A 16,055-nucleotide genomic window follows, 5' to 3' on the forward strand; every position below is an offset into this window, starting at 1 on the left:
ATATTTTATCGAAATTCAATTCTCATAATTTTACTTTCATATTTCTATGTTTTTTTTGTATAATAAGGTTTAGGGTGTTGGGAATTTTTCAATTGGGAGGATACATACTGATGAGACTAGTATTAATTTTATTAGTTACAGCATCATTCTTAGCAGCAATTTTCACAGGCGGCTATAATGACAAACCTGGACTGAAAAACAGATAATATTTTTTAAAGGATGCTTCTAAATGCGGATCTTAATTTTATTTAGACCGTTCTAATGGAAGCATCTTTTTTTTGTTTACTCTTTGATAAAATCTTGATTTAATAAAAAAATCACCATTTATATGGTGACTTTTATTACTTAGAATAATCCTTTACCTTTAACAGCTCACGGAAATCTTGCTGACGTAAAGCTTCGTAAATTAAAATTGCTGCTGTATTTGATAAATTTAGAGATCTAATATGATCTGTCATTGGTATACGTAAACAAGTTTCCATGTTTTTTTCAATCAACTCTTTTGGAAGCCCTGTTGTTTCTCTACCAAATACAAAGAAAATCTCTTCATCTAAATTTGTATAATCAAAGTTTGAATATGTTTTTTCTCCAAATTTAGTTATAAAGTAAAATTTCCCATCTTTATATTTATCAAATAAATCGTCCAAAGAATCATGATAATGTATGTCAACATGCTCCCAATAATCAAGACCAGCTCTTTTTAACATTTTATCATCAGTTGAAAAACCTAATGGACGGATTAAATGTAAACTTGTATCTGTTCCTGCACAAGTACGTGCAATATTTCCTGTATTTGCTGGAATTTGTGGTTGATATAATACAACGTGTATTCCCATCTTTTTCACCTCTATATTGTTTCAATGCTTAATATTATACCAAATTCGTAATGAATAAGGTATTATTCCATTGAAGGGTTAGAAAAGTCATCAACGAAGTGAAAAAACTTATACTTAATATTCTCCGTAAAAGCAGAAGAATCATAGTATGACCAATATCTTTTACGGCTATTTACAGTATGTGCATTCACTAACGGTTCACCATTTTCATCCTTAGCAACAACGATCGTACAATGATTCCATACTCCATCACCTTCAAAATCATATACGATAATATCCCCCAATGTAAGATCTTTTGGAGAAGGCACCTCTTCTGCTTTAATTCCAGTTTTAGAAGCAGGTAAAAATCGTCTTAATGCGTGAGCAACTCTCCAGCTATAACTACTATTCGAATGATTTTTATACCACCACCCTGTCCCGGGTTTTGGCATTCCAACCATTCGAATACCTCCAGCCCTTAAACATTGAGATATAAAATTAGTACAATCATTTGCATACAATGGATATTCTTTATTATGGCCATCCCACCAGGTTTCAGCATATTTAACAGCATTAAAACGATTATATCTGTTGTTTCGATCTAAAAATTCATTTTCAACTAAATCATCTACCTCGAGTTCAAAATTTTCAACTTGATTATCGATTGGGAATGGTATGTCATATAAAATCACACCATTTTCAATCGCGATCTGTCTTTCATGCTGATCCTCTTCAAAATATAAATCAGTTTGCTTTAAAAAATATCGCGTATGGAATGTATAATTTATATAAGTTGCTTCCTGTTCAGTCCAAATATTGTTTACTTCAAGATTTCCATATACTTTCACTAATGAGATATTACGCTTATTATATAATTCAACTTTACGCTTGATTGCCTGATATTCTTTTTCTTGAATAGGATGACTTCGATGTCCTTCACCAAAATAAAGTTGTAATCGTTCTTTTAAATAACGCTCTAAAAGTTCACGATTAAACAAGATAATCCCCCTTTTCAACATCTATTCTTATTCTATACGATGTTGAAAAATAAGAGATTATACCACTCAATATTGATTACTTTGATAGAACGGCATTAATTTCTTTTAATACAATCTCGTCTTGCTCTTTTTGCAAACAACTTTCAATAAATGGTGTACTGTTCTTACCTTCAATCTCAAAAATAGCCCAAATAGCTGTACCTCTAATTACCGGTCTTGCATCTTTTTTCGCTAATTCCTTTAAATCATCTAATGCCGATTCATCTTTAAAATGTGCTAAAGCAATGATGGCATTTCGCTGAATAGGATTCTTTCCTCTCCATGACCCAGACATTTGGCCAAACTGAGTTTTAAACTCTCTGTTACTTACCTTTAAAACAGAGCGTAATAAAGGTTTTACGGTTTCTGGATCTGGTTCCATTTCAGTATGATGAGTAAAATTAATTCCTTTATTTTTAGGACAAACTGTTTGACATGTATCGCAACCATATATACGATTTCCCAGCTCTTTTCGAAACTCAACAGGAATCATCTCTTTTGATTGGGTTAAAAAAGCAATACAATTTTTAGCATTTAATTGACCTGGAGAAACAATCGCACTTGTCGGACAAACTTCAAGGCATTTTGTACACTCTCCACACTGCTCTTCAATAGGCGAATCTGGTTCAAAAGGTAATGATGTAATCATTTCCCCTAAATACACATAAGAACCGAATTCTGGCGTAATGATTGAACAATTTTTGGCACTCCAACCTATACCTGCTCGTTCAGCTACAGCTCGATCTACTAGCTCACCAGTATCGACCATCGACTGAACCTTTGCACTTGGATAATGTAATAAAATAAATGACTCAAGCTGCAGTAATTTCTTTTTTACAACTACATGGTAATCTTCCCCCCATGAGGCCCTACAAAAAATTCCTCTTGTAGATCCTTTTTTACTTTTTGGAGGATTTTTTAGTTTAGATGGATATGCTAGAGCAATTGCAATAATTGAATTAGCTTCTGTCATAATTTTTCTGGCATCTACTCTTCGTTCAATACCCTTTGTCTCAAAACCGGATTGATAGTTTAATTCCTGCTGCCTATATAAACGATTTTTTAATGTTAAAAATGGATCAACAGTCGTAAATCCAATCTTATCTATTCCAATTTCTTTACTATATGAAATCAATTCTTTTTGAAATTCTTTTATATTCACAAGAATCACCTAACTGCCTGTTAATTTACTTATTATATTTTCTATTTTAGTCAGAAAATTATTTCTTTATCTAATTATGTCACAAAAGCCCTTAATAATAGACATTTTAATATAAAAAAACGCAATGTATCGTTCTTCGAATGAATCAATACACTGCGTTGTTATCAAGTTATAAGTGCTAACTACTAATACAAATGTAATATGTATTTAGTAGGTTTTTAATGAACTTGTAATTAAATTTATCATAAATATGTCATAAATTCAAGAATAAAATCATTTTTTGTCGAAAGGGTTATAGAATGACTTATGAAAGGGTTGAGAATGACTTATGAAAGGGTTGAGAATAGAAAATATTTATAGTAGATAAAAAATAGCGGATGACGTGGGTAAGAAAAAGATCAATATTCATCATAATTAACTAATTGTAGTGGATATTGAAAGATTTGTAGAAATTTGAATGAAGGTATTATGAATTTTTCCATAGAATTCTTCTTTATAGGTTAAATATAGGAGGAGAGTAACTATGACAGATCCTTTGGTAAATGAAGAAAAAAATCCTTTGGTCGAAAGTTTCGAAGGTGTCTGTAGTTTGATTGAAGAAACAAACGACAGGATTGATTTTACACAAGATACTCTTAAGGAACTTGATCGATACAATAATGAGAAATTAAAAGATGCAAAACAATTTACGATTAAAGTAGCTGCTGCAAGCCTACTAATAGCAACAACAGGCTTAGTAGTTACTTTAGCAAATAAAAGAAAACCAAAACAATTTGATTGGCTTACTGCTAAGCAAAAACGTAAGTATGTAAAGATGTAATGAATAGTATTTCTAAATGTGGAATAACCACATTTAGAAAGGCAGCGAACATTATGATAGTCGAATAGTCGTTGCCTTTCTTTATGATGATCGTTATACATAATGAAGACAATTATTAAATGCTGGTTGAAGATAAAGAATGTAAAAGCCTATTCTATTCTTTTCTTTACCCTTTTCTTTCTAAACAAAAAAAGGATTCTGCATCTCTGCAAAATCCTCTTCTCAGATTTCAATATAGCGGTGACAGGACTTGAACCTGCACATCCGTGAAGATACCTGATTTTGAGTCAGGCGTGTCTGCCATTCCACCACACCGCCAAAAAGTTATAAAATAATTATAATATATGAAAGACAAATTGTCCATTCAAATCTGTAATTAAAAACCTCTTACAAAAGTAAGAGGTTTAATGATACCGAGGGCCGGACTCGAACCGGCACGGGGTCAACCCCCGCAGGATTTTAAGTCCTGTGTGTCTGCCATTCCACCACCCCGGCAGAAGTAAACTAAAAGGCGGTAACCGGATTTGAACCGATGATAAAGGTTTTGCAGACCTCTGCCTTACCACTTGGCTATACCGCCATATTTGGAGCGGAAGACGGGGCTCGAACCCGCGACCCCAACCTTGGCAAGGTTGTATTCTACCACTGAACTACTTCCGCATAAATGGCTGGGCTACCTGGATTCGAACCAGGGCATGACGGAATCAAAATCCGTTGCCTTACCGCTTGGCTATAGCCCATTAATTAAGAACTTTATATACTATATTCTATTTACTATAAATTATATTACACTCTTTAGTAATCGTTACAATAATTAAATGGGGCGACCGATGGGAATCGAACCCACGAGTGTCGGAACCACAATCCGATGCGTTAACCACTTCGCCACGACCGCCATTATTGTATTGTTTGGCAGGGGCAGTAGGAATCGAACCCACACCAAAGGTTTTGGAGACCTCTATTCTACCGTTAAACTATGCCCCTATAAATGGTGGAGGGGGACGGATTCGAACCGCCGAACCCACAGGGAGCGGATTTACAGTCCGCCGCGTTTAGCCACTTCGCTACCCCTCCGGTTAAAGAGTGCCGACTAGAGGACTTGAACCCCCAACCTACTGATTACAAGTCAGTTGCTCTACCAATTGAGCTAAGTCGGCTTAATATTAATTAAATTAGTTTGTTTAGTTAGTTACTTATATAATTCATTTCACTCAAACTTAGGTATTGGTGTAGTAATCTTCATAAAGTCGTCCTTGTCTCATATAGATAATTCAAGGTGTTTTTCGACAAGTACGCTGATGTTTCGCTACGAAGCTTATTCATTCGTGCTCTACCAATTGAGCTAAGTCGGCTTAATATTAATTATATTAGTTTGTTAATTTACTTATAAACTTTTAAGATGGTGGCTCGGGACGGAATCGAACCGCCGACACGAGGATTTTCAGTCCTCTGCTCTACCGACTGAGCTACCGAGCCATCTTAAATGGCGGTCCCGACCGGGATCGAACCGGCGATCTCCTGCGTGACAGGCAGGCATGTTAACCGCTACACCACGGGACCATTTGGTTGCGGGGACAGGATTTGAACCTGCGACCTTCGGGTTATGAGCCCGACGAGCTACCAGACTGCTCCACCCCGCGATAATGTGGATACTATTTTTTATAGATCCATGAACTGTATTTTCGTTAAGACCATCCCAATCTCAGGATGTTATTGCAAGTAGCAGCTCGATTGGTATGCTGAAGTAATTTCTTCGAAGCATATTCGTTCGTGCTCCACCCCTCGATAATAAGAGATATTTATTAAACTTAATTAGATGGTGGAGGATGACGGGCTCGAACCGCCGACCCCCTGCTTGTAAGGCAGGTGCTCTCCCAGCTGAGCTAATCCTCCGTAATAAAATGGTGACCCGTACGGGACTCGAACCCGTGTTACCGCCGTGAAAGGGCGGTGTCTTAACCGCTTGACCAACGGGCCAGTATAATAGTGCTGAAAACATGTGGCGGAGAGCAAGGGATTTGAACCCTTGAGACAGGGTTACCCGCCTACACGATTTCCAATCGTGCTCCTTCGGCCACTCGGACAGCTCTCCAAAATGGCTCCGCAGGTAGGGTTCGAACCTACGACCACTCGGTTAACAGCCGAGTGCTCTACCACTGAGCTACTGCGGAATAATCATAAACCAAGCGACGTTCTACTCTCACAGGGGGAAACCCCCAACTACCATCGACGCTGAAGAGCTTAACTACCGTGTTCGGTATGGGAACGGGTGTGACCTCTTCGCTATCATCACTTGATTCAATTCCTTAAGGACAATAACTATTATATCATATCTTATTTGAAAGTCAATGACTTTTTCAAAGTTTTTATAATAATTTTTGCACCCTCAAAACTAGATAATGTCAATATCAAACTTGTTAGTTAAGTCCTCGACCGATTAGTATCAGTCAGCTCCACGTGTCACCACGCTTCCACCTCTGACCTATCAACCTGATCGTCTCTCAGGGGTCTTACTAGCTTAACGCTATGGGAAATCTCATCTTGAGGGGGGCTTCATGCTTAGATGCTTTCAGCACTTATCCCTTCCACACATAGCTACCCAGCCATGCTCTTGGCAGAACAACTGGTACACCAGCGGTGTGTCCATCCCGGTCCTCTCGTACTAAGGACAGCTCCTCTCAAATTTCCTGCGCCCACGACGGATAGGGACCGAACTGTCTCACGACGTTCTGAACCCAGCTCGCGTACCGCTTTAATGGGCGAACAGCCCAACCCTTGGGACCGACTACAGCCCCAGGATGCGATGAGCCGACATCGAGGTGCCAAACCTCCCCGTCGATGTGGACTCTTGGGGGAGATAAGCCTGTTATCCCCGGGGTAGCTTTTATCCGTTGAGCGATGGCCCTTCCATGCGGAACCACCGGATCACTAAGCCCGACTTTCGTCCCTGCTCGACTTGTAGGTCTCGCAGTCAAGCTCCCTTATGCCTTTACACTCTTCGAATGATTTCCAACCATTCTGAGGGAACCTTTGGGCGCCTCCGTTACTCTTTAGGAGGCGACCGCCCCAGTCAAACTGCCCACCTGACACTGTCTCCGAGCCGGATCACGGCTCTAGGTTAGAATTTCAATACAGCCAGGGTAGTATCCCACCGACGCCTCCACCGAAGCTAGCGCTCCGGCTTCTCAGGCTCCTACCTATCCTGTACAAGCTGTACCAAAATTCAATATCAAGCTGCAGTAAAGCTCCACGGGGTCTTTCCGTCCTGTCGCGGGTAACCTGCATCTTCACAGGTACTATAATTTCACCGAGTCTATGGTTGAGACAGTGCCCAAATCGTTACGCCTTTCGTGCGGGTCGGAACTTACCCGACAAGGAATTTCGCTACCTTAGGACCGTTATAGTTACGGCCGCCGTTTACTGGGGCTTCAATTCAGAGCTTCTCCCGTAAGGGATAACCCCTCCTCTTAACCTTCCAGCACCGGGCAGGCGTCAGCCCCTATACTTCGCCTTGCGGCTTCGCAGAGACCTGTGTTTTTGCTAAACAGTCGCTTGGGCCTTTTCACTGCGGCTCTCCCGGGCATACACCCAAAAGAGCACCCCTTCTCCCGAAGTTACGGGGTCATTTTGCCGAGTTCCTTAACCATAGTTCTCTCGCTCACCTTAGGATTCTCTCCTCGCCTACCTGTGTCGGTTTGCGGTACAGGCACCTATTTCCTCGCTAGAAGCTTTTCTTGGCAGCGTAGAATCAGGAACTTCGGTACTATATTTCCCTCGCCATCACAACTCAGCCTTATGATGTGCGGATTTGCCTACACATCAGCCTAATTGCTTGGACGCGCATATCCAGCAGCGCGCTTACCCTATCTTTCTGCGTCCCTCCATTGCTCAAACGGAAATGAGGTGGTACAGGAATATCAACCTGTTGTCCATCGCCTACGCCTTTCGGCCTCGGCTTAGGTCCTGACTAACCCTGGGAGGACGAGCCTTCCCCAGGAAACCTTAGGCATACGGTGGACGGGATTCTCACCCGTCTTTCGCTACTCATACCGGCATTCTCACTTCTAAGCGCTCCACCAGTCCTTACGATCTAGCTTCAACGCCCTTAGAACGCTCCCCTACCACTGATACCATATGGTATCAATCCGCAGCTTCGGTGATACGTTTAGCCCCGTTACATTTTCGGCGCAGAGTCACTCGACCAGTGAGCTATTACGCACTCTTTAAATGGTGGCTGCTTCTAAGCCAACATCCTGGTTGTCTAAGCAACTCCACATCCTTTTCCACTTAACGTATACTTTGGGACCTTAGCTGGCGGTCTGGGCTGTTTCCCTCTTGACCACGGATCTTATCACTCGTAGTCTGACTCCTATGGATAAGTCATTGGCATTCGGAGTTTGACTGAATTCGGTAACCCGTTGGGGGCCCCTAGTCCAATCAGTGCTCTACCTCCAAGACTCTAACACATAAGGCTAGCCCTAAAGCTATTTCGGGGAGAACCAGCTATCTCCGAGTTCGATTGGAATTTCTCCGCTACCCACACCTCATCCCCGCACTTTTCAACGTGCGTGGGTTCGGACCTCCATTCAGTGTTACCTGAACTTCATCCTGGACATGGGTAGATCACTCGGTTTCGGGTCTACGACCACGTACTATATCGCCCTATTCAGACTCGCTTTCGCTGCGGCTCCGTCTCTTCAACTTAACCTTGCACGGGATCGTAACTCGCCGGTTCATTCTACAAAAGGCACGCCATCACTCGTTAACGAGCTCTGACTATTTGTAAGCACACGGTTTCAGGTTCTCTTTCACTCCCCTTCCGGGGTGCTTTTCACCTTTCCCTCACGGTACTGGTTCACTATCGGTCACTAGGTAGTATTTAGCCTTGGGAGATGGTCCTCCCAGATTCCGACGGAATTTCACGTGTTCCGCCGTACTCAGGATCCACTCAAGAGGGAACGAGGTTTCAACTACAGGGTTTTTACCTTCTTTGACGGACCTTTCCAGGTCGCTTCATTTACCCCGTTCCTTTGTAACTCCGTATAGAGTGTCCTACAACCCCAAGAGGCAAGCCTCTTGGTTTGGGCTATCTTCCGTTTCGCTCGCCGCTACTCAGGAAATCGCTATTGCTTTCTATTCCTCCAGGTACTTAGATGTTTCAGTTCCCTGGGTCTGTCCTCAGTACCCTATGTATTCAGGTAAAGATACTACTCCATTACGAGTAGTGGGTTTCCCCATTCGGAAATCTCCGGATCAAAGCTTACTTACAGCTCCCCGAAGCATATCGGTGTTAGTCCCGTCCTTCATCGACTCCTAGTGCCAAGGCATCCACCGTGCGCCCTTTCTAACTTAACTAATTTTAAAACTAATTGAATTAAACTTACGCAGTTTAATGAATGACATTATCTAGTTTTCAAGGTACAAAGTTGAGAGTGAACTCTCAAAACTAAACAAAACAATGAAGAAACATTTCATACATGAACCATCGGTTCATGATGTCTCCATAGAAAGGAGGTGATCCAGCCGCACCTTCCGATACGGCTACCTTGTTACGACTTCACCCCAATCATCTGTCCCACCTTAGGCGGCTGGCCCCTAAAAGGTTACCCCACCGACTTCGGGTGTTACAAACTCTCGTGGTGTGACGGGCGGTGTGTACAAGGCCCGGGAACGTATTCACCGCGGCATGCTGATCCGCGATTACTAGTGATTCCGGCTTCATGTAGGCGAGTTGCAGCCTACAATCCGAACTGAGAATAGTTTTATGGGATTAGCTCCACCTCGCGGTCTTGCAACCCTTTGTACTATCCATTGTAGCACGTGTGTAGCCCAGGTCATAAGGGGCATGATGATTTGACGTCATCCCCACCTTCCTCCGGTTTGTCACCGGCAGTCACCTTAGAGTGCCCAACTAAATGCTGGCAACTAAGATCAAGGGTTGCGCTCGTTGCGGGACTTAACCCAACATCTCACGACACGAGCTGACGACAACCATGCACCACCTGTCACTCTGTCCCCGAAGGGAAAGCCCTATCTCTAGGGTTGTCAGAGGATGTCAAGACCTGGTAAGGTTCTTCGCGTTGCTTCGAATTAAACCACATGCTCCACCACTTGTGCGGGCCCCCGTCAATTCCTTTGAGTTTCAGTCTTGCGACCGTACTCCCCAGGCGGAGTGCTTAATGCGTTAACTTCAGCACTAAAGGGCGGAAACCCTCTAACACTTAGCACTCATCGTTTACAGCGTGGACTACCAGGGTATCTAATCCTGTTTGCTCCCCACGCTTTCGCGCCTCAGCGTCAGTTACAGACCAGAAAGTCGCCTTCGCCACTGGTGTTCCTCCAAATCTCTACGCATTTCACCGCTACACTTGGAATTCCACTTTCCTCTTCTGCACTCAAGTTTCCCAGTTTCCAATGACCCTCCCCGGTTGAGCCGGGGGCTTTCACATCAGACTTAAGAAACCGCCTGCGCGCGCTTTACGCCCAATAATTCCGGACAACGCTTGCCACCTACGTATTACCGCGGCTGCTGGCACGTAGTTAGCCGTGGCTTTCTGGTTAGGTACCGTCAAGGTGCCAGCTTATTCAACTAGCACTTATTCTTCCCTAACAACAGAGCTTTACGACCCGAAGGCCTTCATCGCTCACGCGGCGTTGCTCCGTCAGACTTTCGTCCATTGCGGAAGATTCCCTACTGCTGCCTCCCGTAGGAGTCTGGGCCGTGTCTCAGTCCCAGTGTGGCCGATCACCCTCTCAGGTCGGCTACGCATCGTCGCCTTGGTGAGCCGTTACCTCACCAACTAGCTAATGCGCCGCGGGCCCATCTGTAAGTGATAGCCGAAGCCATCTTTCAATAAAGGAACAGGAGTTCCTTTATGTCATCCGGTATTAGCTCCGGTTTCCCGAAGTTATCCCAGTCTTACAGGTAGGTTGCCCACGTGTTACTCACCCGTCCGCCGCTAACTAACGGGAGCAAGCTCCCATTAGTCCGCTCGACTTGCATGTATTAGGCACGCCGCCAGCGTTCGTCCTGAGCCAGGATCAAACTCTCCATAAAAGTTAAGTTTAAATCTTGTATTGCTCAAAAAACTAATAATTGACGTTTACTTCATGTTTTGTTTAGTTTTCAAAGTTCACTTCGTCGCGTCATTTGCGACTTTTTCATATTAACATCTCTTTAACAGCGAAGTCAACATTTTTTTTATTTTTTCTTACTTCATTTCGTTTTTTGTCGAACCATCTCGGCGACGTATATAAATATAACATCCCATTTCGATTATGACAAGCCCTTTTTTTCATTTTTTTTATAAATAATAAAAAAATTTCTATATAGTACGAAGGAAGTGTAATACGCAATGTCGAATTAGCCATAAACTATATAGAAAAGGGGTTTAGAAAATGGATCTACAACCAGATATCCTCATAAAATTACTTGTATCAGCAATGTTAGGTTCCGTTATCGGTTTAGAAAGAGAGTTAAAAAGAAAACCTCTTGGATTAAAAACATGCCTTGTTATTTCAATAATGAGCTGCCTATTAACAATTGTTTCTATTAGTTCTGCCTTTTCATTTCATGGAAGTGATTATTTAAATATTACCATGGATCCATTACGTTTACCGGCTCAAATAGTATCAGGAATCGGTTTCGTTGGAGCTGGTGTAATTCTCCGAAGAGGTAATGATACAATAGCTGGCTTAACAACAGCTGCTATGATTTGGGGCGCATCAGGTATCGGAATAATTGTTGGGGCTGGCTTTTACGCCGAGGCTTTAGCAGGCGTAGGCTTATTAATAATAAGTGTAGAATTAATTCCTTACTTAATTAACAAGCTTGGTCCTAAAAGATTAAAAGAAAGAGATATAAGTTTAAAGCTAACAGTATTAGGAAGCGATAATATAAATATTGTCATTGATCAAATTACCGCTCAGGATATAACAGTTAAAAACATTAAAATAAAAGGATTAAATAATGATGAACATTATGTCCAAATGAAATTATTAGTGTTTAATAAACGAAGAACGACAGAAATTTATTATGATATTGAACAAATAGAAAACATCCGTGGAATTGAAATAGAAAGTATATAGTAGTGATAAGTTATTGCTTATTGGTAAAAATAAGTGTTACGAAATTGCGATGGAGGAATAAACTTGAAAGTGTTTCGTAACCAACCTATCTATTTTAAATCCTATACACTATTTAAAATTACATTAATTTTATTATCGTTAATTGCTATTTTCGGATTAATCATCCATTTCGCTGAGCCATTTACTTTTCCAACTGTTTGGGACGGTATGTGGTGGTCAATAGTAACTACATTTACAGTAGGTTACGGCGATTACGTACCTCTATCTCCAGTTGGACGTTTTTTTGCAGTTATCTTAATTTTACTTGGTACTGGATTTGGTTCTTATTATATGATTTCATTCACAGCACAAACATTTAAGAACCAGGACGCGGATTTTAGAGGTGCACTTACATTTACGAAAAAGAACCATATTATAATAGTAGGATGGAACGAACGAGTTAAAAATGTTATTAAACAACTACGTGCATCTTCAAACCAGGTCTATATTGTATTAATTGATGAAAGTTTAGAGTTATTACCTCCTGATTTAGAAAAAGTGCACTTTGTAAAAGGCTCTGCCTCCAATGACTCAGTTTTAGAAAAAGCAAATATAAAATTTGCCAATACAATCTTAATTACTGCTGATCAAAATAAAAATGAGCAAGATGCTGATATGCAAACAATTTTAACAATCATTGCTACGAAAGGTCTTAACCAATCAATTAACTGTATCGCAGAAATCTTAACCAAAAATCAAGTTATTAATGCAAATCGAGCTGGCGCCAATGAAATAATTGAAGCGCATTTGTTAACTTCCTTTGTAATGTCAGGTTCAATTATGCATAAAGGATATTCAGATGTTGTACTTAAGTTAACAAATCAATTAGAAAACTTTACAGTAAAAATATTGGAAGTTGAACAAAAAATGATTGGAAAATTTTATTTCGATATTGTAGTTGAAGAATTAAACAACGATAAAATGATTATTGGAATCATTCGTGATAAACAAACAATCATCAGACCCGATAAAAGTATTAAAATTACTAAAGATGATTTTCTGATCTTACTTACTTAACAATCGCTATCAAAAAAGAGAGCCAATCGGAAGATTTGGCTCTTTTTTTTTATAAAAGTTCATCCTCAATTCTCTTAAGAATTTCAAACCCTTTTATTTGATATTTTCTAGGAACTTTTCCATCTTTTTCAAGTGGTTCTTGGAACTGATTTAATGATCCAGTTAAATTTCCCTCTATACCAACATTATCATCTAACCCCTCATTATAAATATGAGTTAATAAAAAGGGAGTCTCAAATTGTACAACAGCCCCATCCATATCTAACGAACCTGAAGTAACATTAAAGGGTAATCTTAAATATTGATACCCGTCATCGTCCTGCATTAATAAATCAAAACTCCCATGATCATATTCCCAGTTTGCTCCAATTACAAATCCATGATTTTTTAATTTCCCCTCAATGTCATTAAGCGGAAATATTGCATTCTCTAATTTAGATTTTAAAGGATACATGCTTTTCTCCTCCTTTTTCAATAGTATTTTCTTATTAAGTAAAAACATGAATATTAATTTTAATTTAAATAAAAAAACCGTTGTTAAATTCAATTTAACAACGGCCTTTTTGTCTTAATATTATTTTAAGCGTTCTTCTAATTGCATTTTTAGTTCTTCAAATCCTGGTTTACCTAATAATGCAAACATATTTTTCTTGTATGCTTCAACACCTGGTTGATCAAACGGATTTACACCAAGTAAATATCCACTCATCGCACAAGCTAGTTCAAAGAAGTATACTGTATAACCGAAAGTATACTCATCTAATTTTGGTAATGAAACAATTAGATTTGGTACTCCACCGTCAGCATGAGCTAATATTGTACCTTCAAAAGCTTTTTTATTAACAAAATCTACAGTTTTACCAGCAAGATAATTTAATCCATCAGAGTCGTTATCCTCAAGTTCAATTGTTAATTCATGGCGAGGATTTTCAACAGATAAAACTGTTTCAAATAAATCACGTCGACCTTCTTGTACATATTGTCCAAGAGAATGTAAATCCGTTGAGAAGTTTGCTGAAGATGGATAGATACCTTTTTGGTCTTTCCCTTCACTCTCTCCAAATAATTGCTTCCACCATTCTCCAAAGTATTGTAAAGATGGTTCGTAGTTAACAAGCATCTCAATTGTTTTCCCTTTGTTATATAAAACATTACGAACAACTGCATATTGATATGCTTGATTATCTTCTAATTCTGAAGAGTTGTATTCTTTATATGCATCTTGTGCACCCTTCATCATTTGTTCAATATCAATACCCGCTGCAGCAATCGGTAATAAACCTACTGCAGTTAATACTGAATAACGTCCACCTACATCATCAGGAATAACAAATGTTTCATATCCCTTTTCATCAGCAACAGTTTTTAATGCCCCACGTTCCTTATCAGTTGTAGCATAAATACGATGTTTAGCTTCTTCAACACCATATTTTTCTTCTAACAGCTTTCTAAAAATACGGAATGCAATAGCTGGTTCAGTAGTTGTCCCAGATTTTGAAATAACATTAATAGAAAAATCCTTATCCTTTAAAACTTGAGTTAAATCGTGCATATATGTAGAACTAATATTATTTCCTACGAAGAAAACTTGAGGTGCTTTTCTTTCTTCTTTAGATGCAATATTAAAAAATGAGTGTTGTAACATTTCAATTGCAGCGCGTGCACCTAAATAAGATCCACCGATACCAATTACTAAAAGAACGTCTGAATCTGATTTAATTTTCTCTGCTGCTTTTTGAATTCGAGAAAATTCTTCTTTGTCATAGTCATTAGGTAACTCTACCCATCCTAGAAAGTCGCTACCTGCACCTGTTTTTTCATGAATTGTATGGTGAAATAATTTCACGGCATCCCTTAAATATGATATTTCATGATCTTGAAAAAACATTTTTGCTTTTGAATAGTCAAATTTAATATGAGAAGTCATACATCAAACCTCCTTAAATAGTTGTAATACCTTTACAATGTACCTAATTAAATAATTGAAAGCAAGTAAATGCAATTATATTTATGTGAAAAAATTAACAAAAAATTAAAAGATATTTCTTCTTATAATTATTTTTGAGTACATAAACAAAAATAAATGAGGAAAGCTATGTTAGAAGGTCATAAAAAGGAGGTTAACCTATATGAGTACATTACAACGTATTGCACTTATTTTTACAATTATTGGGGCTATAAACTGGGGTTTAATTGGATTTTTTCAATTTGATTTAGTTGCAGCAATTTTTGGTGGTGCAGATTCTGCATTTGCTCGAATTATTTATGGTATCGTTGGTATTTCAGGATTAATTAACCTTGGCTTATTATTTAAACCTTCAGAAGAGCTAGGAACACATCCTGAAACAAATGAAGTAAGATAAATTGCAGACGAAATTAGTCTCTTTTGTATCTATACTTTCCTAAGAATTAAAAAGGAAGGGTAAATCCCCTTCCTTTTTAATTCGTCATATTTTCTTTCTTCATCTCAACACGAAGCCATTCATTTAATTTTTTATGCAGGGTACTAAATCCATCTGGTTTAAGTTCTCTTAATAGTCTAGCTGCATGTTTTAAGTTCTCTTCACCATTAAATCCTTGATCGATACTTGCTCCTTTTAAAGACAAACTTATTTTTCCTGTCATCTCATCAATAGACAGTACACGTACATTTACTAATTGCCCAACAGAAATATAGTCTCGAATATCGCGAACATATCCATTTATAATTTCGGAAATATGTACTAGTCCTTGTGTTTGTTGATCAAGTGAAATAAAGGCACCATACGTTTGAATCCCTGTTACTTTACCAGTGTAAACTTTTCCAATATTGTAGTTTTGTGCCATTCAAAACACTCCTAATTTTCGTTCAATTCCACTAACTAAATTTTAGCACACACAGACCAACTTTTAAAGTTTGCTTACTACTCATAAATGGCACTTCTTTTCTAAAATCCCTTTACTTATTATAGTCACTTTAAAGGTTGGGTTATTTCAATTATTTTAAATAAATACTTTGTCTCTATTAGAATTGACGAAAAACTTATAATTTAAAAGTATTTTAACGATTTGCATAACATATGGTGACATACAGAGCA

Annotated in this window: 10 protein-coding genes, 16 tRNA genes and 3 rRNA genes; 4 read left to right on the plus strand and 25 right to left on the minus strand. The window is 39.1% G+C overall.

The features are described from left to right. Positions 1-341: 341 nt before the first annotated feature. The 3 genes from trmL to queG all read right to left on the minus strand — a co-directional run bounded on the left by trmL (position 342) and on the right by queG (position 3,014). Positions 342-836 (minus strand): tRNA (uridine(34)/cytosine(34)/5-carboxymethylaminomethyluridine(34)-2'-O)-methyltransferase TrmL, encoded by a 495-nt coding sequence (gene trmL / locus MY490_RS19120; protein ID WP_056467857.1) that lies wholly within the window; start codon positions 834-836, stop codon positions 342-344. Positions 837-898: 62 nt separating this feature from the next. Then, positions 899-1,813, minus strand: coding sequence for an amidase domain-containing protein (locus MY490_RS19125; RefSeq protein ID WP_248267099.1), 915 nt, complete (start codon positions 1,811-1,813; stop codon positions 899-901). Positions 1,814-1,889: 76 nt separating this feature from the next. Continuing rightward, positions 1,890-3,014: a tRNA epoxyqueuosine(34) reductase QueG gene (gene queG / locus MY490_RS19130; RefSeq protein WP_248267100.1), complete on the minus strand. Its 1,125-nt coding sequence runs from the start codon at positions 3,012-3,014 to the stop codon at positions 1,890-1,892. Positions 3,015-3,537: 523 nt separating this feature from the next. Here queG and MY490_RS19135 point away from each other — a divergent pair. Further along, a complete protein-coding gene (locus MY490_RS19135) occupies positions 3,538-3,834 on the plus strand; it encodes a hypothetical protein (RefSeq protein ID WP_248267101.1) in 297 nt (98 codons plus the stop codon). 235 nt (positions 3,835-4,069) lie between these two features. On the opposite strand, the gene MY490_RS19140 is transcribed toward MY490_RS19135, so the two are convergent. From MY490_RS19140 to MY490_RS19230, 19 genes are all read right to left on the minus strand, one after another. Next, a tRNA-Leu gene (locus tag MY490_RS19140) sits at positions 4,070-4,152 on the minus strand. A gap of 93 nt (positions 4,153-4,245) precedes the next feature. Further along, positions 4,246-4,329, minus strand: a tRNA-Leu gene (locus MY490_RS19145). Between the two features lie 14 nt (positions 4,330-4,343). Next, positions 4,344-4,414, minus strand: a tRNA-Cys gene (locus MY490_RS19150). A 5-nt stretch (positions 4,415-4,419) separates the two neighbouring features. Beyond that, a tRNA-Gly gene (locus MY490_RS19155) sits at positions 4,420-4,494 on the minus strand. Between the two features lie 5 nt (positions 4,495-4,499). Further along, positions 4,500-4,574 (minus strand) — tRNA-Gln (locus MY490_RS19160). 79 nt (positions 4,575-4,653) lie between these two features. After that, a tRNA-His gene (locus tag MY490_RS19165) sits at positions 4,654-4,729 on the minus strand. A gap of 15 nt (positions 4,730-4,744) precedes the next feature. Beyond that, positions 4,745-4,818, minus strand: a tRNA-Trp gene (locus MY490_RS19170). A gap of 5 nt (positions 4,819-4,823) precedes the next feature. Then, a tRNA-Tyr gene (locus tag MY490_RS19175) sits at positions 4,824-4,908 on the minus strand. Positions 4,909-4,918: 10 nt separating this feature from the next. Further along, positions 4,919-4,991 (minus strand) — tRNA-Thr (locus MY490_RS19180). A 243-nt stretch (positions 4,992-5,234) separates the two neighbouring features. Continuing rightward, positions 5,235-5,310, minus strand: a tRNA-Phe gene (locus MY490_RS19185). Between the two features lie 8 nt (positions 5,311-5,318). Next, positions 5,319-5,394 (minus strand) — tRNA-Asp (locus MY490_RS19190). Positions 5,395-5,397: 3 nt separating this feature from the next. Further along, positions 5,398-5,474, minus strand: a tRNA-Met gene (locus MY490_RS19195). 177 nt (positions 5,475-5,651) lie between these two features. Further along, a tRNA-Val gene (locus MY490_RS19200) sits at positions 5,652-5,727 on the minus strand. Between the two features lie 9 nt (positions 5,728-5,736). Beyond that, positions 5,737-5,811 (minus strand) — tRNA-Glu (locus MY490_RS19205). Positions 5,812-5,834: 23 nt separating this feature from the next. Further along, a tRNA-Ser gene (locus tag MY490_RS19210) sits at positions 5,835-5,926 on the minus strand. Positions 5,927-5,930: 4 nt separating this feature from the next. Continuing rightward, positions 5,931-6,005 (minus strand) — tRNA-Asn (locus MY490_RS19215). A 10-nt stretch (positions 6,006-6,015) separates the two neighbouring features. Continuing rightward, a 5S ribosomal RNA gene (gene rrf, locus MY490_RS19220) occupies positions 6,016-6,131 on the minus strand. 120 nt (positions 6,132-6,251) lie between these two features. After that, positions 6,252-9,189 (minus strand): 23S ribosomal RNA (locus tag MY490_RS19225). Positions 9,190-9,341: 152 nt separating this feature from the next. Then, positions 9,342-10,891: ribosomal RNA gene (locus tag MY490_RS19230) — 16S ribosomal RNA — on the minus strand. Together the 16S, 23S and 5S rRNA genes with 16 tRNA genes alongside form the textbook arrangement of a ribosomal RNA operon. Positions 10,892-11,232: 341 nt before the next feature. Between MY490_RS19230 and MY490_RS19235 the strand changes: the two genes are divergently transcribed. Further along, positions 11,233-11,922 (plus strand): MgtC/SapB family protein, encoded by a 690-nt coding sequence (locus MY490_RS19235; RefSeq protein WP_248267102.1) that lies wholly within the window; start codon positions 11,233-11,235, stop codon positions 11,920-11,922. 69 nt (positions 11,923-11,991) lie between these two features. After that, positions 11,992-12,978, plus strand: coding sequence for a potassium channel family protein (locus tag MY490_RS19240; protein WP_248269429.1), 987 nt, complete (start codon positions 11,992-11,994; stop codon positions 12,976-12,978). Positions 12,979-13,027: 49 nt separating this feature from the next. Here the strand turns inward: MY490_RS19240 and MY490_RS19245 are convergent, their stop codons facing one another. Both MY490_RS19245 and MY490_RS19250 read right to left on the minus strand, forming a co-directional pair. Then, positions 13,028-13,432 carry a YugN family protein gene (locus MY490_RS19245; RefSeq protein WP_248267103.1) on the minus strand — a complete coding sequence of 135 codons (405 nt, stop codon included), beginning with the start codon at positions 13,430-13,432 and terminating at the stop codon, positions 13,028-13,030. Positions 13,433-13,552: 120 nt separating this feature from the next. Next, on the minus strand, positions 13,553-14,905 hold the full coding sequence (locus tag MY490_RS19250) for a glucose-6-phosphate isomerase (RefSeq protein ID WP_248267104.1): 1,353 nt from the start codon (positions 14,903-14,905) through the stop codon (positions 13,553-13,555). Between the two features lie 202 nt (positions 14,906-15,107). Here MY490_RS19250 and MY490_RS19255 point away from each other — a divergent pair, with 202 nt between their 5' ends. After that, a complete protein-coding gene (locus MY490_RS19255) occupies positions 15,108-15,341 on the plus strand; it encodes a DUF378 domain-containing protein (protein ID WP_056468643.1) in 234 nt (77 codons plus the stop codon). Positions 15,342-15,417: 76 nt separating this feature from the next. On the opposite strand, the gene MY490_RS19260 is transcribed toward MY490_RS19255, so the two are convergent. Continuing rightward, on the minus strand, positions 15,418-15,804 hold the full coding sequence (locus MY490_RS19260; protein ID WP_248267105.1) for a CvfD/Ygs/GSP13 family RNA-binding post-transcriptional regulator: 387 nt from the start codon (positions 15,802-15,804) through the stop codon (positions 15,418-15,420). Positions 15,805-16,055: the final 251 nt, after the last annotated feature.

It is taken from the genome of Gottfriedia acidiceleris (genome assembly GCF_023115465.1).
Taxonomy (GTDB): domain Bacteria; phylum Bacillota; class Bacilli; order Bacillales; family Bacillaceae_G; genus Gottfriedia; species Gottfriedia acidiceleris_B.

Coding starts and splice junctions, on each gene's coding strand:
- trmL (WP_056467857.1), bottom strand. CDS start 836: ATGGGAATACACGTTGTATTATATCAACCACAAATTCCAGCAAATACA.
- MY490_RS19245 (WP_248267103.1), bottom strand. CDS start 13,432: ATGTATCCTTTAAAATCTAAATTAGAGAATGCAATATTTCCGCTTAAT.
- MY490_RS19235 (WP_248267102.1), top strand. CDS start 11,233: ATGGATCTACAACCAGATATCCTCATAAAATTACTTGTATCAGCAATG.
- MY490_RS19135 (WP_248267101.1), top strand. CDS start 3,538: ATGACAGATCCTTTGGTAAATGAAGAAAAAAATCCTTTGGTCGAAAGT.
- MY490_RS19255 (WP_056468643.1), top strand. CDS start 15,108: ATGAGTACATTACAACGTATTGCACTTATTTTTACAATTATTGGGGCT.
- MY490_RS19250 (WP_248267104.1), bottom strand. CDS start 14,905: ATGACTTCTCATATTAAATTTGACTATTCAAAAGCAAAAATGTTTTTT.
- MY490_RS19260 (WP_248267105.1), bottom strand. CDS start 15,804: ATGGCACAAAACTACAATATTGGAAAAGTTTACACTGGTAAAGTAACA.